This is a genomic window from Streptomyces sp. NPDC033966 (assembly GCF_055575955.1).
Genome location: NZ_JBVIRQ010000003.1, coordinates 62,688 through 87,255, shown reverse-complemented (window position 1 = coordinate 87,255; position 24,568 = coordinate 62,688). Strand labels below are relative to the sequence as shown.

General features: G+C 73.2%; 26 protein-coding genes. 15 read left to right on the top strand and 11 right to left on the bottom strand.

The window, feature by feature from the left end; translation table 11 throughout:
- Positions 1-37: 37 nt before the first annotated feature.
- Positions 38-682, top strand: a complete 645-nt coding sequence (locus ACZ518_RS09485; protein WP_469112436.1) for a TetR/AcrR family transcriptional regulator — start codon at positions 38-40, stop codon at positions 680-682.
- Positions 683-695: 13 nt separating this feature from the next.
- Here ACZ518_RS09485 and def read toward each other — a convergent pair whose 3' ends face one another.
- Positions 696-1,244: a peptide deformylase gene (gene def, locus ACZ518_RS09480; protein WP_469112435.1), complete on the bottom strand. Its 549-nt coding sequence runs from the start codon at positions 1,242-1,244 to the stop codon at positions 696-698.
- A 121-nt stretch (positions 1,245-1,365) separates the two neighbouring features.
- On the opposite strand from def, the gene ACZ518_RS09475 reads away from it, so the two are divergent.
- The 6 genes from ACZ518_RS09475 to ACZ518_RS09450 all read left to right on the top strand — a co-directional run bounded on the left by ACZ518_RS09475 (position 1,366) and on the right by ACZ518_RS09450 (position 6,615).
- Positions 1,366-2,604: a MurT ligase domain-containing protein gene (locus ACZ518_RS09475; protein WP_469112434.1), complete on the top strand. Its 1,239-nt coding sequence runs from the start codon at positions 1,366-1,368 to the stop codon at positions 2,602-2,604.
- A gap of 26 nt (positions 2,605-2,630) precedes the next feature.
- Positions 2,631-3,359, top strand: a complete 729-nt coding sequence (locus ACZ518_RS09470) for a type 1 glutamine amidotransferase (RefSeq protein ID WP_469112433.1) — start codon at positions 2,631-2,633, stop codon at positions 3,357-3,359.
- Between the two features lie 212 nt (positions 3,360-3,571).
- The gene (locus ACZ518_RS09465; protein WP_469112432.1) at positions 3,572-4,597 is read left to right on the top strand and encodes a 6-phosphofructokinase; all 1,026 of its coding nucleotides are present in this window, start codon (positions 3,572-3,574) and stop codon (positions 4,595-4,597) included.
- Between the two features lie 91 nt (positions 4,598-4,688).
- Positions 4,689-5,645: a cytochrome c oxidase assembly protein gene (locus ACZ518_RS09460; RefSeq protein ID WP_469112431.1), complete on the top strand. Its 957-nt coding sequence runs from the start codon at positions 4,689-4,691 to the stop codon at positions 5,643-5,645.
- A gap of 32 nt (positions 5,646-5,677) precedes the next feature.
- Positions 5,678-5,836, top strand: a complete 159-nt coding sequence (locus ACZ518_RS09455) for a hypothetical protein (protein WP_185911042.1) — start codon at positions 5,678-5,680, stop codon at positions 5,834-5,836.
- A 68-nt stretch (positions 5,837-5,904) separates the two neighbouring features.
- Positions 5,905-6,615, top strand: a complete 711-nt coding sequence (locus tag ACZ518_RS09450; protein WP_469112430.1) for a lysophospholipid acyltransferase family protein — start codon at positions 5,905-5,907, stop codon at positions 6,613-6,615.
- Between the two features lie 94 nt (positions 6,616-6,709).
- On the opposite strand, the gene ACZ518_RS09445 is transcribed toward ACZ518_RS09450, so the two are convergent.
- The 8 genes from ACZ518_RS09445 to ACZ518_RS09410 all read right to left on the bottom strand — a co-directional run bounded on the left by ACZ518_RS09445 (position 6,710) and on the right by ACZ518_RS09410 (position 13,832).
- Positions 6,710-8,374, bottom strand: coding sequence for an alpha/beta hydrolase (locus ACZ518_RS09445; RefSeq protein WP_469112429.1), 1,665 nt, complete (start codon positions 8,372-8,374; stop codon positions 6,710-6,712).
- Between the two features lie 173 nt (positions 8,375-8,547).
- Positions 8,548-9,333, bottom strand: coding sequence for an urease accessory protein UreD (locus ACZ518_RS09440; RefSeq protein ID WP_469112428.1), 786 nt, complete (start codon positions 9,331-9,333; stop codon positions 8,548-8,550).
- A complete protein-coding gene (gene ureG / locus ACZ518_RS09435) occupies positions 9,330-10,025 on the bottom strand; it encodes an urease accessory protein UreG (RefSeq protein WP_469112427.1) in 696 nt (231 codons plus the stop codon). The genes ACZ518_RS09440 and ureG overlap by 4 nt, the downstream gene beginning before the upstream one ends.
- Positions 10,026-10,064: 39 nt before the next feature.
- On the bottom strand, positions 10,065-10,739 hold the full coding sequence (locus ACZ518_RS09430; protein WP_469112426.1) for an urease accessory protein UreF: 675 nt from the start codon (positions 10,737-10,739) through the stop codon (positions 10,065-10,067).
- Complete coding sequence (locus ACZ518_RS09425) at positions 10,739-12,460, bottom strand: urease subunit alpha (protein ID WP_469112425.1); 1,722 nt, start codon at positions 12,458-12,460, stop codon at positions 10,739-10,741. The genes ACZ518_RS09430 and ACZ518_RS09425 overlap by 1 nt, the downstream gene beginning before the upstream one ends.
- Positions 12,453-12,764, bottom strand: coding sequence for an urease subunit beta (locus ACZ518_RS09420; protein ID WP_469112424.1), 312 nt, complete (start codon positions 12,762-12,764; stop codon positions 12,453-12,455). Before ACZ518_RS09420 ends, ACZ518_RS09425 begins: the two co-directional genes overlap by 8 nt.
- Positions 12,765-12,778: 14 nt before the next feature.
- Entirely contained in the window at positions 12,779-13,081 is a 303-nt protein-coding gene (locus ACZ518_RS09415) for an urease subunit gamma (RefSeq protein ID WP_361610790.1), read from the bottom strand.
- Positions 13,082-13,382: 301 nt separating this feature from the next.
- On the bottom strand, positions 13,383-13,832 hold the full coding sequence (locus tag ACZ518_RS09410) for an ATP-binding protein (protein ID WP_469112423.1): 450 nt from the start codon (positions 13,830-13,832) through the stop codon (positions 13,383-13,385).
- Positions 13,833-14,029: 197 nt separating this feature from the next.
- Here ACZ518_RS09410 and ACZ518_RS09405 point away from each other — a divergent pair, with 197 nt between their 5' ends.
- Complete coding sequence (locus tag ACZ518_RS09405) at positions 14,030-14,914, top strand: helix-turn-helix domain-containing protein (RefSeq protein WP_469112422.1); 885 nt, start codon at positions 14,030-14,032, stop codon at positions 14,912-14,914.
- A gap of 14 nt (positions 14,915-14,928) precedes the next feature.
- Entirely contained in the window at positions 14,929-15,150 is a 222-nt protein-coding gene (locus tag ACZ518_RS09400; protein ID WP_405981808.1) for a DUF397 domain-containing protein, read from the top strand.
- A gap of 8 nt (positions 15,151-15,158) precedes the next feature.
- Here the strand turns inward: ACZ518_RS09400 and ACZ518_RS09395 are convergent, their stop codons facing one another.
- Positions 15,159-16,331: an 8-amino-7-oxononanoate synthase gene (locus tag ACZ518_RS09395; protein ID WP_469112421.1), complete on the bottom strand. Its 1,173-nt coding sequence runs from the start codon at positions 16,329-16,331 to the stop codon at positions 15,159-15,161.
- A gap of 179 nt (positions 16,332-16,510) precedes the next feature.
- Here ACZ518_RS09395 and bioB point away from each other — a divergent pair, with 179 nt between their 5' ends.
- From bioB to bioD, 3 genes are read left to right on the top strand one after another with little or no spacing between them, the layout of a single operon-like run.
- A complete protein-coding gene (bioB, locus tag ACZ518_RS09390) occupies positions 16,511-17,758 on the top strand; it encodes a biotin synthase BioB (protein WP_469112420.1) in 1,248 nt (415 codons plus the stop codon).
- A gap of 10 nt (positions 17,759-17,768) precedes the next feature.
- Positions 17,769-19,085: an adenosylmethionine--8-amino-7-oxononanoate transaminase gene (locus tag ACZ518_RS09385; RefSeq protein WP_469112938.1), complete on the top strand. Its 1,317-nt coding sequence runs from the start codon at positions 17,769-17,771 to the stop codon at positions 19,083-19,085.
- A gap of 1 nt (position 19,086) precedes the next feature.
- Positions 19,087-19,803 (top strand): dethiobiotin synthase, encoded by a 717-nt coding sequence (gene bioD, locus ACZ518_RS09380; protein WP_469112419.1) that lies wholly within the window; start codon positions 19,087-19,089, stop codon positions 19,801-19,803.
- Positions 19,804-19,835: 32 nt separating this feature from the next.
- Here the strand turns inward: bioD and ACZ518_RS09375 are convergent, their stop codons facing one another.
- Positions 19,836-20,414 (bottom strand): hypothetical protein, encoded by a 579-nt coding sequence (locus ACZ518_RS09375; RefSeq protein WP_469112418.1) that lies wholly within the window; start codon positions 20,412-20,414, stop codon positions 19,836-19,838.
- A 172-nt stretch (positions 20,415-20,586) separates the two neighbouring features.
- On the opposite strand from ACZ518_RS09375, the gene ACZ518_RS09370 reads away from it, so the two are divergent.
- From ACZ518_RS09370 to ACZ518_RS09360, 3 genes are all read left to right on the top strand, one after another.
- Complete coding sequence (locus ACZ518_RS09370) at positions 20,587-21,246, top strand: class I SAM-dependent methyltransferase (protein WP_469112417.1); 660 nt, start codon at positions 20,587-20,589, stop codon at positions 21,244-21,246.
- 131 nt (positions 21,247-21,377) lie between these two features.
- On the top strand, positions 21,378-22,772 hold the full coding sequence (locus tag ACZ518_RS09365; protein WP_469112416.1) for a serine/threonine-protein kinase: 1,395 nt from the start codon (positions 21,378-21,380) through the stop codon (positions 22,770-22,772).
- Positions 22,773-22,876: 104 nt separating this feature from the next.
- Positions 22,877-24,565, top strand: coding sequence for a serine/threonine-protein kinase (locus tag ACZ518_RS09360; RefSeq protein WP_469112415.1), 1,689 nt, complete (start codon positions 22,877-22,879; stop codon positions 24,563-24,565).
- Positions 24,566-24,568: the final 3 nt, after the last annotated feature.

Sequence of the window (24,568 nt, the reverse complement as noted above, 5' to 3'; positions counted from 1 at the left end):
GTCACGCACATCGCAAGGGCGGGGAGAGAAACACGTCATGGAGACCAGTCAGCAGCCGGGCGAGCCGGGAGCGGGAGAACGCCGCCGGCGCGAGCTGCTCGAAGCGGCGGACCGCGTCGTACTCAGGGACGGCCCCAAGGCCTCGATGAACGCCATCGCGGCCGAGGCCGGCATCACCAAGCCGATCCTCTACCGGCACTTCGGCGACAAGGCGGGTCTCTACCAGGCGCTCGCCGTACGCCACACCGACGCCCTGCTCGACTCCCTGCGGGCCGCGCTCGACGCCCCGGCCGAACGCCGCAGGCGGGTGGAATCCACCCTGGACACCTACCTCGCCGCCATCGAGGCCCGCCCGCAGGTCTACCGGTTCCTGATGCACCCCGCCGAGGACTCCCAGAGCAGCGAGCGCGGCTTCGACGTCGGCCTGCACTCCGCCCCGCTGCTGCGGCGGCTCGGCGAGGAGCTGGCGAAGGTGGTCGGGGAACGGGTCGACCTCGGCCCCGGCGGCGAACAGCTCGCCCGGATCTGGGGCCACGGCATCGTCGGCATGATGCACGCGGCCGGCGACTGGTGGCTCGGCGAGCGCCCCTGTGAGCGGGCCGCGCTGGTGGCGGGCCTCACCGACCTGCTCTGGGGCCGGCTGGCCACCGCGGGCAACCGCGCGGACGGCCCCGGCTTCTGACCCGCGCCGCCGTTCAGCCCCGGGTCCCGCCCCACGGGGCCTTGCCGATGGCCCGGCGCAGCCGGCGGGCGCGCAGGCCGGTCACCCGGTCCGCGTAGACCGTGCCGTCGAGGTGGTCGCACTCGTGCTGGAGGCACCGGGCGAAGAACCCCGTGCCCTCCACCCGCACCGGCGTCCCGTCGGAGGCGACCCCCTCGACGACCGCCCGGTCGAAGCGGACGGTGCCCGCCTCCAGGCCGGGCAGCGACAGACAGCCCTCGGGGCCGCGGAACTCGTCCCCGTCTGCCGCGACCAGCCGGGGATTGACGACGTGTCCCACGTGGCGGACGTCCTCGTCGTCGGGGCAGTCGTAGACGAAGACCCGCAGCCCGGTCCCGATCTGGTTCGCGGCCAGCCCGACGCCCTGGGCGGCGTACATCGTGGCGAACATGTCCTCGATGAGCCGGTCGAGTTCGGGCCCGAAGTCGGTGACCTCGGCGCAGGGAGAGTGCAGCACCGGTTCGCCCAGCAGGGTCATCGGGCGTACGGAACCGGTGGTACCGGGGAGGGGACGCTGTCGCATGGCGGTAAGGGTACGACGGGCGAATATATGAGTGGATCCGCGGCGACCTGGGGCGCCGCGGTCAAGGCCGCGGCCGGTACTGGATAGGCTGGGGCGACCGACGCTAGGAGGACAAGGGACGATGGCAGGCAACACGGAGCCGCTTTCGCCGCGGGCCAAGCTGGCCGTGACGGCGGGCAAGGCCGCGGCGGCGGTGTCGCGGGCCGCGGGACGCGGAAGCGGATCGGTTATCGGAGGCAAGGTCGCACTCAGGCTGGACCCCGATCTTCTCGGCGCGCTGGCGCAGCATCTCGATGTCGTCCTCGTCTCCGCGACGAACGGCAAGACCACGACGACCCGCCTGATCGCGGAGGCCCTGCGGGCCAGCGGTCCGGTCGTGTCCAACGCGCTGGGCGCGAACATGCCGGCCGGTATCACCTCGGCGCTCGCCGGCGGCTCGGACGCCAAGTACGGCGTCATCGAGGTGGACGAGAAGTACCTGGCCGGGGTGGCCCGGGACGTCACCCCCAAGGTGATCGCCCTGCTGAACCTCTCCCGCGACCAGCTGGACCGCGCGGCCGAGACCCGCATGCTCGCCGAGAAGTGGCGCGAGGGGCTCCAGGGCTCCAAGGCGGTCATCGTCGCGAACTGCGACGACCCGCTGATCGTGTGGTCGGCGTCCTCGTCGCAGAACGTGGTCTGGGTGGCGGCCGGCCAGGAGTGGAAGGACGACGCCTGGTCGTGCCCCTCCTGCGGTGGCGTCATGCAGCGCCCGGGCGACGACTGGTTCTGCGGCGAGTGCGGCTTCCGTCGCCCCGCCCCGAGCTGGGTGCTCTCCGGCGACCACGTGCTCGACCCGCACGGCAGCGCCTGGCCGATCCACCTCCAGCTGCCCGGCCGCGCGAACAAGGCCAACGCCGCCACCTCCGCCGCCGTGGCCGCCGTGTTCGGCGTGCCGCCGCAGGTCGCGCTGGAGCGCATGTACCAGGTGCAGGCCGTGGCCGGCCGCTACGACGTGGTCAGCTTCATGAACCGTGAGCTGCGGCTGCTGCTCGCGAAGAACCCGGCGGGCTGGCTCGAAACGTTTTCGCTGATCGACGGGCCGCCGGCGCCGGTGATCCTCGCGGTCAACGCCCGCGGCGCGGACGGCACCGACACCTCCTGGCTGTGGGACGTGGACTACCCGCGCCTCGCCGGGCACCCGATCTTCGTGATCGGCGACCGCAAGCTCGACCTCGCGGTCCGCCTGGAGGTCGCGGGCCTGGACTTCCGCGTCTGCGAGACCCTCGACGAGGCCGTCCAGCTGGCGCCGCCCGGGCAGATCGAGCTGATCGCCAACTACACGGCCTTCCAGGACGTGCGCCGCCGCGTCGGCAACTAGTACCCAGACCTTCGAAGGACAAGAGCATGAGCGACAACAGCCTGCGTCTGGTGTGGGTCTACCCCGACCTGCTCAGCACGTACGGAGACCAGGGCAACTGCCTCGTCGTGGAGCGCCGGGCGCGCCAGCGCGGCCTGGACGTGCAGCGCGTGGACGTGCGCAGCGACCAGCCCATCCCGACCTCGGGCGACATCTACCTGATCGGCGGCGGCGAGGACCGGCCGCAGCGGCTGGCCGCCGAGCGGCTGCTGCGTGACGGCGGCCTGGAGCGCGCCGTCTCGAACGGGGCGATCGTCTTCTCCGTCTGCGCCGGGTACCAGATCCTCGGCAACGAGTTCGTCAACGACATGGGCGAGCGCCAGCAGGGCCTGGGCCTGCTGGACGTGGTGACCGTGCGCGGCGAGGGCGAGCGGTGCGTCGGCGACGTCATCGCCGACATCGACCCGCGCCTCGGCCTGCCGCAGCTGACGGGCTTCGAGAACCACCAGGGCGTCACGCACCTCGGCCCGACGGCGCGGCCGTTCGCCCGGGTGACGATGGGCCGCGGCAACGGCACCGGAGACGGCACCGAGGGCGCGTACAACGACACCGTCTTCGGCACGTACATGCACGGCCCCGTGATGGCGCGCAACCCGCTCATCGCGGACCACCTGCTGAAGCTGGCCCTCGACGTGAACGCGCTGCCGGCCATAGACGACCGCTGGTACGACGCGCTGCGCGCGGAGCGCATCGCGGCGGCCACGCAGACCGCGTAGCGGGCGCTGCCGCCCCTGCCGCACGGCCACCGGCCCGGACCACCCCCCTCGGGGAGTCCGGGCCGGTGTGCGTTCGTACGATCTTCTGTTTGTTCCGACCATCCTGTGGAGGATGGTTCAGTCCAGCGGGAAACCGCTTGTAGGGTGACGGGTAGTTCCAACCGGACGACGTGGTCCGGTCGTCGGCCCACGTTGCAAAGGTTCTTCCTGCCATGCGCATTGGTGTGCTCACTTCCGGCGGCGACTGCCCCGGCCTCAATGCCGTCATCCGCTCCGTCGTGCACCGCGCCGTCGTCGACCACGGCGACGAGGTCATCGGCTTCCACGACGGCTGGCGCGGCCTCCTGGAGTGCGACTACCGCAAGCTCGACCTGGACTCCGTCGCCGGCATCCTGGCCCGCGGCGGCACCATCCTCGGCTCCTCCCGGGTCCAGCCCGCGCACCTGCGCGACGGCGTGGAGCGGGCCCGCGGGCACGTCGCGGACCTCGGCCTGGACGCCATCATCCCGATCGGCGGCGAGGGCACCCTGAAGGCGGCCAACCTGCTCGCCCAGGGCGGCCTGCCGATCGTCGGCGTGCCGAAGACCATCGACAACGACATCGCCTCCACCGACGTCACCTTCGGCTTCGACACCGCCGTCGGGGTCGCCACCGACGCCCTGGACCGGCTGAAGACCACCGCCGAGTCCCACCAGCGCGTGATGGTCGTGGAGGTCATGGGCCGCCACACCGGCTGGATCGCCCTGCACTCGGGCATGGCGGCCGGCGCGCACGCCATCGTCGTCCCGGAGCGCCCCTTCGACATCGAGGAGCTGACGGCCATCGTCGGCGAGCGCTTCTCGGCGGGCAAGCGGTTCGCGATCGTCGTGGTCGCCGAGGGCGCCAAGCCCCTCCCCGGCACGATGGAGTACCAGGCGGGCGGCAAGGACCAGTACGGCCACGAGCGCTTCGCGGGCATCGGCAACATCCTGGCCGTCGAACTGGAGCGGCGCCTGGGCAAGGAGGCCCGTCCGGTCATCCTGGGCCACGTCCAGCGCGGCGGCACGCCCACCGCGTACGACCGGGTGCTGGCCACCCGCTTCGGCTGGCACGCGGTGGAGGCGGCGCACCGGGGCGAGTTCGGCATGCTGACGGCCCTGCGCGGCACGGACATCGTGATGGTCCCCCTCGCGGAGGCCACCTCGACCCTGAAGACGGTCCCGACGGACCGTTACTCCGAGGCCCAGACCGTTCTGTGATGTTTTCCCCCTTCTGATGCCGCCCCCGGACGCGATCGCGTCCGGGGGCGGCACTACTGTGGTGGGGCGCCACAGTCAAGGGAGTGAAGGCATGGATCACAGCGGTCACGGCATGGACATGAACATGGACCTGCCACCGTTCACTCTCGGGCGCGGACTGGAGTTCTCCTTCGACGCCTTCTTCCTGTTCGGCTCGCTGCTGGGGCTCGCCCTGTACGGGTGGGGCGTACTGCGGCTGCGCGGGCGCGGGGACTCCTGGTCGCCGGGCCGGACGGCCGCCTTCGTCACCGGCGTGCTGACGGTGGTGCTGGTGATGTGCACCAAGCTGAACGACTACGGCATGGTCATGTTCAGCGTGCACATGGTCCAGCACATGGTGATCAGCATGGTCACCCCGATCCTGCTGCTCCTCGGCGCCCCGGTGACGCTGGCCCTGCGGGCGCTGCCGCCGGCTGCGCGCGGGCACAAGGGGCCGCGCGAGCTGCTCCTGATGCTGCTGCACAGCCGGTACATGCGGATCATCACCCACCCGGCGTTCACCATCCCGATGTTCATCGCGAGCCTCTACGCGCTGTACTTCACCCCGGTCTTCGACTTCCTGATGGAGAGCAGGGCCGGCCACATCGGCATGATGGTCCACTTCCTCGCCGTCGGCCTGATCTTCTTCTGGCCGATCATGGGCGTGGACCCGGGCCCGCACCGTCCCGGCTACGTGATGCGCATGCTGGAGCTGTTCGCGGGCATGCCCTTCCACGCCTTCTTCGGCATCGCGCTGATGATGGCCAGCGAGCCGATGATCAAGACGTACGCGAGCCCGCCGGCCTCCCTGGAGATCGACCCGCTGCTCGACCAGCAGTGGGGCGGCGGCATCGCCTGGGCGTTCAGCGAGATCCCCTCGGTACTGGTGCTGATCGCGCTGGTCTACCAGTGGTACCACTCGGAGCAGCGGGTGGCGCGGCGCTCGGACCGGGCCGCCGACCGGGACGGCGACAAGGAGCTCGCCGCCTACAACGCGTATCTCGCCTCGCTCCAGCAGCGCGGCCAGTAGCGCGGAGCCCGCATCAGGCGCCACCATGGGGCATGACCGGATCCGTTAAGGCGATGGCCGTGACGACCTTCGCCGCTCTGGTGGCCGTCTCCACGTACTCGGTGGCGCTCGGCAGCAACGGCTGGCTGTGGTTCGGCTGGGTGGTGCTGGGGCTGCTGACGATGGGGCTGGCCGCCTCGCGCAGCGCCTGACCCTCCCGGCCCCGCGTTGACTGTCCGTAGGATGGCCGTGACATAGGGGCATCGACGGGAGCGGCCTGGTGTTCTACCACTTGCTCAAGCACGTACTGCTCGGTCCGCTGCTGCGGCTGCTGTTCCGGCCGCGGATCGAGGGGCTGGAGAACATCCCCCCGGAGGGCGCCGCGATCGTCGCGGGCAACCACCTGTCCTTCTCGGACCACTTCCTGATGCCCGCGATCCTCAAGCGCCGGATCACCTTCCTCGCCAAGGCCGAGTACTTCACCGGGCCCGGCCTCAAGGGCCGGCTGACCGCCGCCTTCTTCCGCAGCGCCGGGCAGATCCCGGTGGACCGCTCCGGCAAGGACGCCGGGCAGGCGGCCCTGCGCGAGGGGCTCGGGGTACTGGCCAAGGGCGAGCTGCTCGGCATCTATCCCGAGGGCACCCGCTCCCACGACGGACGGCTCTACAAGGGCAAGGTCGGGGTGGCGGCCATGGCCCTGGGCGCGGGCGTGCCGGTGGTGCCCTGCGCGATGCTCGGGACCTTCGAGATCCAGCCGCCCGGCCAGAGGCTCCCGAAGATCCGGCGGGTCACGATCCGCTTCGGGGCGCCGCTGGAGTTCTCCCGGTACGCGGGCATGGAGGGCGAGCGGGCGGTGCTGCGCGCGGTCACGGACGAGATCATGTACGCGATCCTGGGCCTGTCCGGCCAGGAGTACGTGGACCGGTACGCGGCCGAGGCCAAGGCCGAGGAGGAAGAGAAGCGGAAGAAGGCCCGGCGCTCCTCGCGCTGAGCCTTCTCCCGCCCCTCACGGGGTCCTACGGGGTCCTACGGGTCCTACGGGTCCTACGGGTCCTACGGGTCCTACGGGGGCTGCCTTCCGGGTCCTAGCGGACGGCCGGGAGCTCCTCGTGCTGCGCCAGCGCGGCGGCCGGGGCCTCCGCGAGGGACTTCGCCGCGGCCGGGGCCGGCGGCACCGGGGTGGCGTGCGGGCCGCACTTCACGTCCTGGGCGTCGACCTTGCCGGTGAGCAGGTAGGCGTCCACGCGGGTGTTGATGCAGGGGTTCACCAGGCTGGTGACGCCGTGCGAGCCGGCGTTCTGCTCGGTGATCAGGCGCGAGCCCGCCAGGCGGCGGTGCAGCTCGACGGCGCCCTTGTACGGGGTGGCCGCGTCACGCTCGGACTGGACGATCAGGACCGGGGCGATGCCGCGCTTGGCGCCGACCTCGATCGGGGTGCTCTGCTTGGACTTCCAGGTCGCGCACGGCAGGTTCATCCACGCGTTCGACCAGGTCAGGAACGGGTACTTCTTGTGCAGCTCGGTGTTGTCCCGGTCCCACTTGGCCCAGCTGGTGGGCCACTTGGCATCGGCGCACTCCACCGCGGTGTACACGGCGTTGCTGTTCTCGGAAGCGGCGTTGCCCTTGGTGTCGGACATGTCCGGGGCGATGGCCTCGATCAGCGGCTTCTCGTCACCGGCGGCCCAGGCGCTGAACGCCTGCGCGACCGGGACCCACGAGGAGTCGTAGTACGGGGCGCCCTGGAAGAAGCCGATCAGCTCGGCCGGGCCGACGACGCCGCCGAGCGGGTTGGCCTTGGCCTTGCCGCGCAGCTCCTGGTACTTGGCCTCGACCTTGGCGCGGGTGTCGCCGAGGTGGAAGGCGGCGTCGTTCTTGGCGACCCAGTCCTGCCAGTCGTTCCAGCGCATCTGGAAGGCGACGTCCTGCTCCAGGTTGGCCTCGTACCAGATGTTGTCCTGCGCCGGGTTGACGACGCTGTCGACGATCATGCGGCGCACGTGGGTCGGGAAGAGGGTCGCGTAGACCCCGCCCAGGTAGGTGCCGTAGGAGACGCCGAGGAAGTTCAGCTTCTGCTCGCCGAGGGCGGCCCGGATGACGTCCAGGTCGCGTGCGGTGTTCGGCGTGGTCATGTGCGGCAGCATCTCGCCGCTGCGCTCCTTGCAGCCGTCCGCGTACTCGGCGGCGAGCTTGCGCTGGGCGCGCTTGTCGGCCTCGCTGGAGGGGACCGGGTCGGCCTTGGGGGCCTTCACGAACTCCTGCGGGTCGATGCAGGAGATCGGCGCGGAGTGGCCGACGCCGCGGGGGTCGAAGCCCACGAAGTCGTACGCCTTGGAGGTGTTGACCCACAGCGGGCTCTTGGTGGTGACCCGGCGCGGGAAGCGCATGCCGGAACCGCCCGGACCGCCCGGGTTGTAGACGAGGGCGCCCTGGCGCTCCTCCTTGGTGCCCGTGCTGACGGCACGGTCGACGGCGAGCTCGATGGTCTTGCCGAAGGGCTTGGTGTAGTCGAGCGGAACCTTGACCCAGCCGCACTGGATCGGCTTGTCGAAGCCCCAGTCGGCAGGACAGTCTTTCCAGTCGATGCCGGCGCGTGCGGCGCGGGCGGCGGCGATCTGGACGCCGATCGCCTCGGCGCCGCCGTTGTCCCGGCCGGCCGGAGCGGCCGAGGCCGGCGGCGCGAGCAGCAGGCCGGCCGCCAGCGCGCCGGTGATGAGGGTGGCGGCGCTCCCCAGCGTCGCGTTGCGTATCACGTGATTGATCCCCCTGGTCATATGCCGCCCGGAGCGGCGGGTTTGGGACAGGGGGATCCTTTCGTCTGACCGGTACCTGGCAACAGAGCACGGTCGAGTTCTTTGCCAACCCGATAACCGGAAACGTGTGTACCGCTGAGCGGTGTCCCATTGCCCCGGTTCTGTCCCCCCCGTCACCACCCGTACGTGCGCAGCGCCCCGTCGAGCAGTTCGCGCAGTCGCAGCGCGTCCGGCGCGAGGGCCGTGACGAGTACGGCGGGACCGGCCAGCGGGGTGGCCGCCGCGAACTCGCCCAGTACGGCGGCCCGGGGCGGGTCCTGCTCGAAGCGCGGGTCGACGACGAGGAGCTGGCCCAGGGCGCGGTGGCCCGCCGTGACGGCCGGGCCGTCCCAGCCGCCCGGTGCTCCCGGGCCGCAGGACAGCTCCTGGTCCAGCAGGGGCCGGCCGTCCCGGGTGACCGTGAGCCGGCTGCGCAGCAGGCCGGGGGCCTCGGCGCTGCGTCCCAGCACCTGCTCCTCGCGCAGCAGGAGGCGGGCGGTGGGGGCCAGTTCGGCGCGGGTGGTGGCGCGCAGGTCGCTTCCGCGCACGGAGACGAGCGGCTCCGGCAGCCAGCGCACCGCCGCCCGGTCGGCCAGCGCGAGCCGTACGTCGTACCGCGCGGGCTCTGCGGTGCGGCCGGGCAGGGCCAGGGTGGCTGCCGCCGAGCGCAGGGCGAGGCGGGCGCCGGGGCCCGCCTCGGCCTCCACCGTGAGGTGGTCGCCGCCGAGGGGGGCGCTCATCGCGCCGACCAGCATCACTCCCGCCTCGGCGCCCTCGCCCCGGGTGCGGCGCAGGGCGAGCGGCCCCTCCCCGGCCAGCAGGGGCAGGGCGGTGCCGCCGCGCCCGTCGGCGGCCGCGCGGATGCGGGCGGTGGCGCGGAGGGAGGCCGGGTGGGGGGCGGCGGGGGGCGCGCTGGTCACCGTACGGCCCAGGCGGCGATCCGGCCGCGTACCCAGTCGGCCACCGGGGCGACGCCTTCGGCGCCGCGCAGGGACTGGAAGGCGACGGGCAGTTCACCGCGCTGGGCGGCGGCGTCGCGGGCCATGCGTTCCAGGTCGGAGCCGACGTGGGGGGCGAGGTCGGTCTTGTTGACGACGAGGAGGTCGGAGGTGGTGACGCCGGGGCCGCCCTTGCGGGGGATGTCGTCGCCGCCGGCCACGTCGATGACGAAGATCTGGGCGTCGACCAGGCCCCGGGAGAAGGTGGCGGTCAGGTTGTCGCCGCCGGACTCGACGAGGATCAGGTCGAGGGGGGCGCTGTCCCGGAAGGCCTCCTCCAGTTCCTCCACGGCCTCCAGGTTGGCGGAGATGTCGTCGCGGATGGCGGTGTGGGGGCAGGCGCCGGTCTCCACGGCGCTGATCCGCTCGGGGGGCAGGACGGCCTCGCGGAGCAGGAACTCGGCGTCCTCGCGGGTGTAGATGTCGTTGGTGACGACGGCCATGGACAGTTCGGCGCGCAGGGCCCGGCAGAGGGCGGCGACGGTGGCCGTCTTGCCGGAGCCGACGGGGCCGCCGAGGCCCACGCGCAGGGCGCGGCGGGTGCCGTCGGCGCGCAGCGGGCCGGCGTTGTGGGTGTGGCGGTGGGGGAACGTCACGTCGTGGTCGAGGTGCACGTCAGGTCTCCTTGGGGAAGGTGGTGGGGGCGCTCGCGCTCAGGAGGCGAAGAGGCGTACCGCCCAGTCGGCATGTGCCTCCGCCGCGATCTCCAGCAGCGGTGAGGAGGCCGCGGGCAGGACGTGCGCGCCCTCGGTGCGGGCGAGCCGGGCCGTCTCGGCCGCCCGGGCGGCGACGGCGTCGAGGTCGGGGGCGAGCCGGGCGAGTACGGCGCTGGCCTCGAAGGGGTCGAGGCCGAGCAGCCGCACGGTCGCCGTGGCCGGCCCGCTGACGCTCTCGTACGCCGCCACGTGCGCGGCGTCCAGGGCCCCGAGCCCGGCGGCCCGGGCGGTGACGCCGAGCACCACGGGCTGGTGCGCCCCGCGCGGGAAGGCGGCGGCCAGCGCGTCCAGTTCGGCGGCGGGCCAGGTGGCGCGGGCGGCCCGCAGCAGCTGCCGGCCGAGCCGCCGCGCGGCGGCGCGCAGCGCGGGCGAGGGGGTGCGGGCGTCGGCGGCGGCGTCGAGTTCCGCCGGGTCGAGGCCGAGGGCGGCGGCAGCGGCCAGCCCGGCGGCGGTGAGCCCGGCGGTGTGCAGCCGGCCCCGGCAGAACTGCTCCAGGGTGGCGGCGTCGTGGATCCGGCCCGCCTTGCAGGCGGCCTCCGCCCCGCCGGAGTGGGCGTGTCCTCCGGCGGGGAAGCGGCCGTCCGCGAGGACGAGCAGCGCGGCGAGGCTCATCAGAACAGGAAGTATCTCTGTGCCATGGGCAGTTCGGCCGCGGGTGCCGGCTCCACGGCCTCGCCGTCGATGGTGACGGTGAAGGTGTCGGGGTCGACCTCCACCCTCGGCATGGCGTCGTTGTTGCGCATGTCGGACTTGCCGAGCTTGCGGGTGTTCTCGATGGCCGTGAACTTCTTCCCGAGGCCGAGGCGTTCGGGGAGGCCGTCGTCGAGGGCGGCCTGTGAGGTGAAGTTGAGGGAGTTGAGGGCGGGCGCGCGTCCGATGGCGCCGTACATGGGCCGGGGCAGGACCGGCTGCGGGGTGGGGATGGAGGCGTTGGCGTCGCCCATCTGCGCGTACGCGATCTGGCCGCCCTTGACGACGAGCTCGGGCTTGACGCCGAAGAAGGCGGGGGTCCACAGCACGAGGTCGGCGAGCTTGCCCACCTCGACGGAGCCGATCTCCTTGGCGAGGCCCTGGGCCACGGCCGGGTTGATCGTGTACTTGGCGACGTAGCGGCGGGCCCGGTGGTTGTCGGCGGGGCCGTCGCCGGGCAGGAAGCCGCGGCGCTGCTTCATCACGTGGGCGGTCTGCCAGGTGCGCAGCACGACCTCGCCGACGCGGCCCATGGCCTGGGAGTCGGAGGAGATGATGGAGATGGCCCCGAGGTCGTGGAGCACGTCCTCCGCGGCGATGGTGGAGGGCCGGATCCGGGATTCCGCGAAGGCGAGGTCCTCGGGGACGGCCGGGTTGAGGTGGTGGCAGACCATCAGCATGTCGAGGTGTTCCTCGACGGTGTTGAGGGTGTGCGGGCGGGTGGGGTTGGTGGAGCTGGGCAGGACGTTGGGCTCGGAGACCACGGTGATGATGTCGGGTGCGTGGCCGCCGCCCGCGCCCTCGGTGTGGTACGAGTGGATGGTCCGTCCGGCGATGGCCGCGAGGGTGTCGGCGACGAAGCCCGCCTCGTTGAGGGTGTCGGTGTGGATGGCGACCTGGGCCCCGGTCTCGTCGGCGACGCTCAGGCAGGTGTCGATGGCGGCGGGGGTGGCGCCCCAGTCCTCGTGGATCTTGAAGCCGAGTGCTCCGCCGCGCAGCTGGGAGAGCATGCCCTCGCGGGACACCGTGTTGCCCTTGCCGAGCAGGCCGATGTTGACGGGGTAGGCCTCCAGGGCCGCGAACATCCGGGCCAGGTGCCAGGGTCCGGGGGTGACGGTGGTGGCCTTGGAGCCCTCGGCGGGGCCGGTGCCGCCGCCGACGAGGGTGGTGATGCCGGAGGCGAGGGCCTCGTCGACGACGGTCGGGGAGATGAAGTGCACGTGGGCGTCGATGGCGCCGGCGGTGACGATCTTCCCGTTGCCCGCGATGATCTCGGTCTCGGGGCCGATGACGAGTGCGGGGTCGACGCCGTCCATGGTGTCGGGGTTGCCGGCCTTGCCGATGCCGCAGATGCGGCCGCCCAGGATGCCGAGGTCGGCCTTGACGATGCCCCAGTGGTCGAGGATGACCACGCCGGTGATGACGGTGTCGGGGGCGCCCTCGGCGCGCGTGGTGCGGGCCTGCCCCATGGACTCCCGGATGACCTTGCCGCCGCCGAAGACCGCCTCGTCGCCGGAGTTGCCGGGGCCGCCGCTGAGGTCCCGTTCGATCTCGACGAAGAGGGCGGTGTCGGCGAGCCGGATCCGGTCACCGGCGGTCGGCCCGAAGAGGTCGGTGTAGGCCTGGCGGGAGAGTTCAGCCATCGAGCTGCCCTCCGGTCTCGCCGCGCAGTCCGGGCACGGTGCGCAGGCCTCCGATCGGTACGAGTTCCACGGCGACGGGGATGCCCGGCTCGAAGCGGACGGCGGTGCCGGCGGCGATGTTCAGGCGCCGGCCGCGCGCGGCCCGCCGGTCGAACTCGAGGCCGGGGTTGGCCTCGGCGAAGTGGTAGTGGGAGCCGACCTGTACGGGCCGGTCGGCGGCGTTGAGGACGGTGAGGCGGGTGACGGGGCGGCCTTCGTTGAGGCGCACCGGTCCGTCCCCGTGGACGATCTCGCCGGGGATCATGCTGCGGCTCCCCCTCAGACGATCGGGTCGTGGACGGTGACGAGCTTGGTGCCGTCGGGGAAGGTCGCCTCGACCTGGACGTCGTGGATCATCTCGGGGATGCCCTCCATGACCTCCGCCCGGGTGAGCACGGTGCGGCCGGAGGCCATCAGCTCGGCCACGGTCCGTCCGTCCCGGGCCCCTTCGAGGAGGTGCGAGGTGATCAGGGCCACGGCCTCGGGGTGGTTGAGGAGCACCCCGCGCGCCCTGCGTTTCTCGGCCACGTCGGCGGCCACATGGATGAGGAGTCTCTCTTGTTCATGTGGTGTCAATTGCACCTGTATCACCAAGCTTCCGGGACATGGCCTTCATCGCGCCGGAGCGACCGTACCGGCCGTCAACACGTTGTTGACCTGCGCTTATCCGTGCCAAGCGTCTCTTGCCCAAGGCAGGGCGAGCCTTTCCGCCTCCATCACCGCCGCTTTACCGGAGCGTGGGTGATCATTGGCGGATGAGCGAGGAACACACCGTAGGGCGCGTATTTTTCCGCCGAGTTAACCCACGTTTCGGGAAGGCACTCGGTTCGGTTCCGCCCCGGTCCCGGAGGGGCGGTTCGTATACGGCCCGCGGCCGGTGGGCTCAACAGCCCCTGAGGGTGCGCGCGGCGGCGCCGGCGGGCCAGGGCAGGGCGATCCACACGGTCTTGCCGCCGTCCTCGGTGGGGCTGACCGAGAGCCGGCCGCCGGCCTCGGCCGCCAGCCAGCGGATGATGACCATCCCGCGGCCGTTGTCCTGCTGGACGGCGGCGGGGAGCCGCTTGGGCCAGCGCGGGTGGCTGTCCGTCACTCCGACGCGCAGCCATTCCTCGCGTTCGAGGCGGACGTCGACGGTGAAGGTGGGCGACTGGCCGAAGGTGTGCTGCACGGAGTTGGTCGCGAGTTCCGAGACGATGAGCCGGACGGTGTCCGCGGTGCCCGCGTCCTCGGGAAGTCCCCAGTCGCTCAGTACCTGCGCCACGTAGCGGCGGGCGGCGGCCACCGACACCGGATCGCTCGGCAGAGTGACGGATGCTTCCAGCTGATCTGCCATGGCGACGTCCCTTTCCCACCGGGACGGAGCCGCCCCGGATCTACGCTGAGCGCCAGAGTGCCACCCATCGTGCCGCCGTTTCCGCCGTTCCCCCAAGATATGCATATATCTGTCGCTCAATGCGGTGAACTCTGCTACGGAAGAGCGTATTTGGACGGCAGACTGGTGCGGAGTGTGCCGGTGGAAGGAGAGCGGGTATGCAGCACGGTCCCGCGGTACGTCGGCGCAAACTCGGCGAGGAGCTGCGCGCGCTGCGCGACCGCTCCGGTCTCACCAGCGGCGAGGTGGCCCGCATCGTCGGCTGGCACCAGTCGAAGGTAAGCCGGATCGAGACGGGCCGCAGCGGCGTGAAGACCGAGGACATCCGGCTGCTGCTGGACGCCTACGGGGACGTGGTCAGCGCCCAGCAGCGCGCCCTGCTGGAGGCCCTCGGGGCCTCGGCGGCCGGTCCGGCGGCGAGCGGGGACGCGGCGCGGGGGCGGCAGTGGTGGCACGACTACCGGGGCCTGCTCCCGCAGGAGTACCGGGACTTCATCAGCCTGGAGGCCGGGGCCCGGGCGGCGCGGACCGTCGAGCTGTCGGTGGTGCCGGGGCTGCTCCAGACCCCGGACTACGCGCGGGCCGTGACCCGGGCCGCGCTGGGCGGGCTGCCGGAGCCGAAGGTGGACGCGCTGGTGGACGTACGGCTGGCCCGGCAGGCGGTGCTGCGGTCCGATCCGCCGCTGGAGCTGAGCGCCGTGCTGGACGAGGCGGTGCTGCGCCGGCAGATCGGCGGGCCGGGGGTGATGGAGGAGCAGCTGAGGCACCTGGTGGAGGTGGCGCGGCTGCCCCAAGTGCGGCTCCAGGTACTGCCGTTCACCGTGGGGGGCCATCTCGGCCTGACCGGACCGTTCGTAATTTTCTCATTTCCGAACATCGCCGATCTGGATGTGGTGGTGCTCGACCATTTGACGAGTAGCCTCTATCTGGAGCGGAAGGAAGACCTAGAGGCGTACAGCGCCGCGTTCCGCACCATCCAGGCGCACGCCCTCCCGCCCCGTGACTCGTCGGATCTCATCAGCTCTATCGCTGACGACGCGTAAAAGGAGGCACCCCCGTGTCCGCAACCCCCTTATCCACCAGCGGACTTCTGAACAGCGCGCGGTGGCGGCGGAGCAGCCGCAGCACCGGAATGAACAACTGCGTGGAAGCGGCCGCCCTGACCGGCGGCCTGCTGGCCGTCCGCGACTCCAAGCGGACGGACGGCCCGGCCGTGCTCTTCACCGGGCCGGCCTGGGACGGCTTCCTCGCCTCCGTAAGGGCGGACGTGCGCGTGTGACGTGACGCCTAGCGGTCCGTGGCCCCGGCCGGAGCGGTCCCGAGGACCGTGCCGACGGCCCGGCTGATCTCGTCCCCCGTGAGATCCGCCCGAGCCGTCAGCCGCAGCCGGGAGATGCCGTCCGGCACCGACGGCGGACGGAAGCACCCCACGGACAGACCTGCCTCGCGGCAGTCGGCGGCCCAGCGCAGTGCCGCCGAAGCCGACGGGGCCCGCACCGACACCACGGCCGCGTCCGGCCGGGCCGCGGTCAGGCCGGACGCGGTGAGCCGCCCGTACAGCTCGGCGGCCACCTCCCGGACCCGGGCCGCGCGCTCCGGTTCCCGGCCCAGCAGGCGCAGGCTCGCCAGCGCCGCACCGGCGGCGGCCGGGGCCAGCCCGGTGTCGAAGATGAAGGCACGGGCCGTGTTGACCAGGTGCCGGATGACCTTCGCCGGCCCCAGCACCGCGCCGCCCTGGCTCCCCAGTGACTTCGAGAGGGTCATCGTGGCGACCACCCCCGGCGCGCCCGCGAGCCCGGCGGCGTGCAGCGCGCCGCGGCCGCCCTCGCCCAGCACCCCCAGCCCGTGCGCGTCGTCCACGACCAGCGCGGCGCCCTCGGCCCGGCAGGCGGCGTGGTACTCGGCGAGCGGGGCGGCGTCCCCGTCGACGGAGAACACCGAGTCGGTCACCAGCAGCGCCCGGCCCTCGTGCCCGGCCAGCGTCTTGCGGGCCGTCTCCGGATCGCCGTGCGGGGTGACCGCGACCTCGGCCCGCGAGAGCCGGCAGCCGTCGACGATCGAGGCGTGGTTCCCGGCGTCGGAGACCACGAGCGTGCCCCGGCCGCTGAGCGCGGTCACGGCGGCCAGGTTCGCGGCGTATCCGGACGAAAGCACCAGAGCGGACTCGAAGCCCGCGAACGCGGCGAGCTCCCGCTCAAGTTCGGCATGAAGTTCGGTCGATCCCGTGACCAGGCGCGATCCAGTGGCGCCGGCACCCCAGCGCTCGGCCGCCTCGCAGGCACCACGCACGGTCTCCGGGTGCCGGGACAGGCCCAGGTAGTCGTTGCTCGCCAGGTCCAGCAGGGGTGAGGAGGCGGGCCTCGGGCGCAGGGTCCGCACCAGTCCCGCCTGCTCTCGGACGCGCTCCGCGCCGTCGATCCAGGCGAAGACGTCCTCGGGTTGCGGGGTGTGCTGGGTCATCGGCGGTCCTCGCGTCGCGTCTCGCGGTGTGTCTCGCGTTTTGTCGGCAGTCGACAGATCTGCTCGACCCTATCCGCCGTGACCCGAGGGGCTGGTGTGGCGATCCACACACCTCCTTCCGGCCATGTTGTCCGATCTCTCCTTGGCCGGGAGTGGTCGCGTGGGACAGGATCGGGCGCATGGACCTGCTGAACACCCTGGTGGAAAAGGGACTGCGGCGCGAGCTGCCGACCCGCGAGGAGGCGCTCGCCGTACTGGCGACCTCCGACGACGAACTGCTCGACGTGGTGACCGCTGCCGGCAAGGTGCGCCGCCAGTGGTTCGGGCGCCGCGTCAAGCTGAACTACCTGGTCAACCTGAAGTCGGGGCTCTGCCCCGAGGACTGCTCGTACTGCTCCCAGCGCCTGGGGTCGAAGGCCGAGATCCTCAAGTACACGTGGCTCAAGCCCGAGGAGGCCTCCCAGGCGGCCGCGGCCGGCGTCGCCGGCGGCGCCAAGCGGGTCTGCCTCGTGGCCAGCGGACGCGGTCCGACCGACCGTGACGTGGCCCGCGTCGGCGAGACGATCGCCGCCATCAAGGAGCAGAACGAGGGCGTCGAGGTCTGCGCCTGTCTGGGCCTGCTCGCCGAGGGCCAGGCCGAGAAGCTCCGCGAGGCGGGTGCGGACGCCTACAACCACAACCTGAACACCTCCGAGGCCACGTACGGCCAGATCACCAAGACGCACACCTACGCGGACCGCGTCGACACGGTGCAGAAGGCGCACGCGGCGGGCCTGTCGGCCTGCTCCGGCCTGATCGCCGGCATGGGCGAGAGCGACGAGGACCTGGTCGACGTCGTCTACTCGCTGCGCGAGCTGGACTCGGACTCCGTCCCGGTGAACTTCCTGATCCCCTTCGAGGGCACCCCGCTGGCCAAGGAGTGGAACCTCACCCCGCAGCGCTGCCTGCGGATCCTCGCGATGGTCCGCTTCGTCTGCCCCGACGTGGAGGTCCGGATCGCGGGCGGCCGCGAGGTGCACCTGCGCTCGATGCAGCCGCTCGCGCTGCACATCGCCAACTCCATCTTCCTCGGCGACTACCTCACCAGTGAGGGCCAGGCCGGCCAGGCCGACCTCGACATGATCGCGGACGCCGGTTTCGAGGTGGAGGGCGCCGGTACGACCACCCTGCCCGCGCACCGCGCCGACGTCGCGGCCGCGGCCGCGGCCGCCCCCGCGGGCGGCATGTGCGGGTCCTCGGCCGGCTCCGGCGGCTGCGGGCCGGCGGACGGTGCGCAGGCCCCCGGCTGCGGCTCGGCCTGCGGCGGCTGCTCCGGACACGCCGCGGAAGCCCCGGCGCCCGCCCAGGCGGAGGCCGGCGAGGTGCGTTCGGACCTGGTGGCGGTACGCCGCCGCGGCGCGGGGACGGACATCGCCCCCAATGCGTGACCAGTTCCCGCTGCACGACCCGCTCGACCCCTCGTCGGACACGGCGGACCTGCTCGCCCTGGACCGGCAGCACGTCTGGCACCCGTACGGCCCGATGCCCGGGCGGCAGGAGACCCTCGTGGTCTCCTCCGCCTCGGGGGTCCGGCTGCGGCTCGCCTCCCCCGCCCAGGGGCGGGAGGAGCTGGTCGACGGCATGTCCTCCTGGTGGTCGGCGATCCACGGCTACAACCATCCGGTGCTGAACGAGGCGGCGACCTCGCAGCTGGGCCGGATGTCGCACGTGATGTTCGGCGGGCTCACCCACGAGCCCGCCGTCCGGCTGGCGGCCCGGCTGGTGGAGATCACCCCCGCCGGTCTGGAGCACGTCTTCCTCTCCGACTCCGGGTCGGTGTCCGTCGAGGTCGCCGTCAAGATGTGCCTGCAGTACTGGCGTTCGCTGGGCCGCACCGGCAAGACCCGGCTGCTGACCTGGCGCGGCGGCTACCACGGCGACACCTGGCAGCCGATGGCCGTGTGCGACCCCGACGGCGGCATGCACGAGCTGTGGCAGGGCCACCTGCCCCGTCAGGTCTTCGCCGACGCCCCGCCCGGGGACTTCGACACCCCCGTCGATCCGGCGTACACGGACCACCTGCGCTCGCTGGTCGCCGCGCACGCCGACGAGCTGGCCGCGGTGATCGTGGAGCCGGTGGTGCAGGGCGCGGGCGGCATGCGCTTCCACCACCCGGGGTACCTGCGGGTGCTGCGCGAGCTGTGCGACGAGTACGGGGTCCTGCTGATCCTGGACGAGATCGCGACGGGCTTCGGCCGCACGGGCGCGCTCTTCGCCGCCGACCACGCAGGCATCACCCCGGACGTCATGTGCCTGGGCAAGTCCCTGACCGGCGGCTACCTCACCCTCGCGGCCACCCTGTGCACCGAGCGGGTCGCCGACGGGATCTCGCGGGGCGAGGTCCCGGTGCTGGCGCACGGACCGACCTTCATGGGCAACCCGCTCGCCACGGCCGTGGCCCTGGCCTCCGTCGACCTGCTGCTCGGCCAGGACTGGGCCCGCGAGGTCAAGCGGATCGAGGCGGGCCTGCGCGAGGGCCTCGCCGAGGCCTCCGCCGTACCCGGGGTCAAGGACGTACGCGTGCTCGGGGCCATCGGCGTGGTCCAGCTCGACCACCCGGTCGACGTCTGGGCGGCCACCCGGGCGGCGGTCCGGGAGGGCGTCTGGCTGCGCCCGTTCCGCGACCTCATCTACACCATGCCCCCGTTCGTCACCGGCGACGCCGACGTGGCCCGGATCTGCCGCGCGGCCGTCGCAGCGGCGCAGGAAGGCTGAGATGTCCGTAGTCGTCGTGTCCGGTACCGGCACGGAGATCGGCAAGACGGTGGTCACCGCGACCATCGCGACCGCCGCCCTGGCCGCCGGGCGTTCGGTGGCGGTGCTCAAGCCAGCCCAGACCGGGGTGGGCCCGGACGAGCCCGGGGACGCCGCCGAGGTCGTGCGGCTCGCCGGCCCGGCCGTGACCGCGCTGGAACTGGCCCGCTACCCCGAGCCCCTGGCCCCGGACACCGCCGCGCGGCGCTCCGGGCGGGCGACGCTGACCCCGGCCGGGATCGCGGAGGCCGCCGCACGGCTGGCCGCCGAGCACGACCTGGTGCTCGTGGAGGGCGCGGGCGGGCTGCTCGTGCGCTTCGACGAGGAGGGGCATACCCTGGCGGACGCGGCGCGGCTGATGGCGGCGCCGGTGCTGGTGGTGGCCCCCTCGGGGCTGGGCACGCTGAACACCACCGACCTGACGGCGGAGGCCCTCGCGGCCCGGTCCGTCAGCGCGCTCGGGGTGGTGGTCGGCAGCTGGCCCGCCGCGCCCGACCTGGCCTCCCGGTGCAACCTCGCCGACCTCCCGAAGTCCGGGCTCCCGCTGCTGGGCGCCGTACCGGAGGGGGCCGGCGGGCTGGAGCCCGCCGCCTTCCGCGCGGCCGCGCCGGGATGGCTGGGGGCCCCGCTGGACGGCACCTGGTCGGCGGAGTCCTTCCTCGCCGAGTGGCCCGCCTGATCTGAGGCGGCGGCCGGGGGCCGGTGGCGGGGTCAGTGGCCCCCGGCCGGCTCCTTGCAGCCGCCCTCCAGGTACACCCCGTGCGCCTCGACGCGGGCGGGGTCCGCGGCCCACCCCGACACGCAGGGGCCGGTGCCGGGCAGCATCAGCGCGAAGCCGGGTCCCTGGGCGGCGTTCCCCTCGAACACGTCACCGCTGCCGACGGGGTAGCCCAGGCCGCGCAGCAGCACGGTGAGTTCGGCCGGGTTCGCCGCGGGTGCGGCGGCCAGCTTCGCCCTGATCCGCGCCGCGTGGGCCTCTCCGCTGCAGCGGGCGGCGGGGCCCGGCTCCGTCTGCTGCCGGTACGCGTGGTTCTCGGCGTACTTGCGCGACTCCGGATCCGTGGGCGTGCCCCCGGTGGCGGCCGTCGGCGGGGCGGTGGCGGCCGGCGGGGCGGTGGCGGTGGCGCAGCGCGCGGCCACCTCCGCGAGGAACGCGGCGTTCGGATCGGCCGCGGGCGCCTCGGCCCGGGGTGCCGGCTCGGGAGCGGAGTCGCAGCCGGCGAGCAGGAACGCCGCGGCGGCGAGCAGTGCGGCGGCCGCGCCCCGGACGGGGGCCGTACGGGATGTCAAGGTTCCGCTCTCCTCCTGTGCGCGCCCCCAAGTGCGGTGGCCGGAGTACCGATTATGGCCTCCGCCGCTCGGGCGTGGCCGGTTTCGGGACGGGCCCGGGTGGGGAACAGCCCCGAAGGGCACGCGCAGCCGTGTCGTCCGTCCGCCGCCCGCCCGCGCCCGGAGGCCCGCCATGCCCAGCCCCGTCCCCGATCCGGTCCACCACCCGTACTTCGCCCGGTTCTACGCCCGGGCCAGCACCGCCGCCGAGACCCGCGCCGGTATCGGCGCCCTGCGCCGGGAGCTCCTGGAGGGCGTGTCCGGGCGGGTCGTCGAGATCGGCGCGGGCAACGGCCTGAACTTCGCGTACTACCCCGCCGCCGTCTCCGAGGTCGTCGCCATCGAGCCGGAGCGCACCCTGCGCCGGCTGGCCGCGGCGGCCGCGCTGCGCTCCGAGGTGCCGGTGGACCTCGTACCGGGTGTCGCCGAGGCGCTCCCGGTCAAGAGCGAGGCCTTCGACGTCGCGGTCGCCTCGCTGGTGCTGTGCACCGTACGCAACCTGCCGCGCGCCCTCGCCGAACTGCACCGGGTGCTCCGCCCGGGCGCCGAACTGCGTTTCCTGGAGCACGGTCTGGCTCCCGGCCCGGGGATGGCCGCCGTCCAGCGGGCGCTCGACCGGACGGTGTGGCCCCGCCTGTTCGGCGGCTGCCACACGGCGCGCGACCCGCTCGCCGCGATCGAGGCGGCCGGCTTCCGGATCGCCTCGCACCGCTCCTTCCGCCTGCCCGAGCGCGGCCCGGCGCTCCCCACGTCGTACTGCGTCATCGGCTCGGCCCGCCGCCTGGACGACTGAACCGGCGGGCCGTTCCGTACCTCTTCCGGCGGACTGGCAGTCAGACGCGCCCGGCAGGCATCACAATCGAGCCGGGGCCGCGCGGTCCGGGGCGGCCCGGTGTCGTGTCCGGAGTGGAGCGGAGGGGGAGCATGGCACACGGGGCGCAGCCGGGACAGCTGGTCAACCACCGTTACCGGCTGGTCCGGGTCCTCGGGTCCGGGGGAATGGGCCGGGTCTGGAAGGCACACGACGTGCAGCTCGACACCGATGTCGCGGTGAAGGAGCTGGTGCTGCCCCCGGGCCTGTCGGGCGCGGACGCGTCGGACCTGCTGAAGCGGGCCCTGCGGGAGGCCCGCAACACGGCCAGACTGCGCCACCACCCGAACGTCGTGACGGTCCATGACGTCGTCCTGGTGGGCCGGGTGCCGTGGATCGTCATGGAGCTCGTCAGCGGCGCGACGCTGCGGGAACGGCTGCGGGTGCGGGGCCGGCTGCCGGTGGAGGACGTGGCGGAGGTGGCCTCGGCTCTGCTGAAGGCCCTCGGAGCGGCGCACGGGGAGGGCATCGTCCACCGCGACGTCAAACCGGCCAACGTGATGCTGGCCGACGACGGCCGGATCCTCCTCGCCGACTTCGGGATCGCCCTCAACGAGGCCGAGGACGGCCTGACCAGAACGGGCGTGATCATCGGTTCGACGCCGTACCTTGCGCCGGAGCGGGCCCGGGGCGAGAAGGGCGGTGCCCCGAGTGACCTGTTCTCCCTGGGGACGACCCTGTACGAGGCCGTCGAGGGAGTGTCGCCGTTCCGCAGGGAGACCCAGGTCGGCTCGCAGTACGCGGTCGTGAACGACTCGGCCCCGCCCCTGCGGCACGCGGGCCGGCTGGCGCCGCTGATCACGGGGCTGCTGGAGAAGGACCCGGACGCGCGCCTGACGGCGGCGCGGGCGATGGAGCTGCTCGCGCCGCCGTCTCCGGAGCCGGCCCCGTCCGGGCCGGCTGCCCCCGCGGCGTCGTCGGGGGAGCCCGCCGCGCCGGCGCTTCCGTTCCTCCCGGGCCGTCGGGCCACCGCCGAGCCCGTACGCCGCCGGGCCGGGTCGGCGCCCCCCGGCCGCGCGGACGGCCCGGCCCGGCGGGCGGGGCCGCCGCCGCGGAACACCGTTCGCCGCGCGGTCCTCTCCGCCGTCGCGGCCCTCGTGGTCATCGGCACCGTGTTCGCCGGGCACCGGTGGACGCAGAGCCAGTACTACGTGGGCGCCAACGACGGGCACGTCGCGGTGTACCGGGGCATCAGCCAGAAGCTGGCCTCCATGGACCTGTCGGAGGTGGAGACCGATCACCCCGAGATCGAGCTGCGGTACCTGCCGTCGTACCGTCGCCTGCAGGTCGAGTCGACGATCGTGGCGACCAGCCTCGAGGACGCCCGGGCCCGCGCGGCCGAACTCGCCCTCCAGGCCTCAGCCTGCGCGAAGAACGCCGGACAGAACGGGGAGGACTCCACCCTCTCGGAGGAGGAGCAGGCCCTCACGGCCCAATGCGACAGGTGAGCGCCCCGGTCGGGACGGCCGGCGGCGGACGGCAGGTCCGTTACGATCTTGAACTCGTGCGGATCGAGGGGGACATGCCAATGACTGGGCCGGACCGGGAACCCGTGGACGGAAACGGAACGGGCGCACTGCGGCCGCTCGAACCGGGTGACCCGCGGGAGATCTCCGGGTACCGGCTCCTCGCCCGGGTCGGCGAGGGCGGGATGGGATCCGTCTACCTCTCCCGCACCCGCGGCAGCCAGCCCGTCGCGCTGAAGATGATCCGCCGCGAGTACGCGAACGACCCCGGATTCCGCGGACGCTTCGAGCAGGAGGTGCGGTCGGCTCAACAGGTGCGCGGGTACCACCTCGTACCCGTGGTGGACCACGACACCCGGGGTGACCAGCCCTGGCTGGCCACCGCCTACGTTCCGGGCCTGCCGCTGGACGAGGCCCTGGACGCCTACGGGCCGCTGCCGCTGACCGCCGCCCTGCACGTGGTGGCGTGCGTGGCGCGGGCCCTGGAGTCCGTGCACGCGGCGGGGATCGTCCACCGGGACCTGAAGCCGGGGAACATCATGCTGGCGGCGGACGGACCCTGGGTGATCGACTTCGGGATCGCGCGGGCCGCCGAGTCCACCCGCCTCACCAGCACCGGCGGGTTCGTCGGGACGCCCCAGTTCATGTCGCCCGAGCAGGGCATCGGCGGGGACATCACACCGGCGAGCGACGTGTTCACCCTGGGGCTGATCGCCGCCGTGGCCGCGACCGGACGCCACCCGTACGGCGAGGGCGGCGCGCTGACCGTTGCGACGCAGATCGCCAACACGGGCGTACGTCCGCCGGACCTCTCGGGATATCCGGACTGGCTGCGGCCGCTGCTGGAGGGCGCGCTCGCGGCGGATCCGGACGAACGCCCCGCTCCGGGCCGGCTGGTGGAGCTGTGCGAGCGCCTGGGGGGCCGCGCCACGTCCGATGTCGAGGACTGGCTCCCCGAGCCCTGGGCCGGCGCGGTCGCGCTGCGGCAGGCGCAGCTCGACCGCCTCCCGGCGGCCGGCCCGGCGCCAGGGTACGCCCCGACGTACGTACCCACGGGGGCGGGCGGCCCGTCGGTGCACACCGCGCCGACGCAGGCCCCGCCCGTGCCGCCGGTCCCGCCCGTGCCGCCCAGGGCACCCGCCGCTCCCCCGCTGCCCGCCGCCCCGTACGGGAACCGGACGCGCCTGTTCGCCGCGGCCGCCGCCGCGGTGCTGGTGGTCGGCGGGGGCATCGCCTGGGCGAGTTCCGGCGGGGAGGAGGACAACGGCGGCGGCAGCGGTGCCGCGCCCCGGAAGCCGCCGGCGACCGAGCAGCGGCCCGCGGAGACCCCGTCCGGGCAGAAGCCCTCCCAGCCGCCGGTGTACGAGCTGGTGTTCAAGGACAAGCCCCTGCTCATCGGGTCTCCCGGGAGCTCGGTCGTCACGGTCGACCTGGACACCCCGAAGGTGGTGCCGAACGGCGAGACCGGCGACAAGAAGGCCGAGTTCTACTACATCGTCCCGCACATGGTCTTCCACCGTGCCCTGGCCAAGTCCCCGGGAACCACGCCCGAGGTCTGCCGCCAGGCGGTGGACACCCTGCCGCTCCCGGCCGAGCTCACCAACACGGCGCTCATGAAGGGAGAGGCCATCGTCAAGGGCGACGTGCTGTGCTCGGTGACCTCCGAGGGCAACCTGGCGATGCTCCGGATCACCGACGTCAAGCCGACGGGCCACCCCGAGAACCCGCCCGCCTACGCCGCGGACCTCACCCTCTGGAAGCAGCCGGCCCGCTAGGGG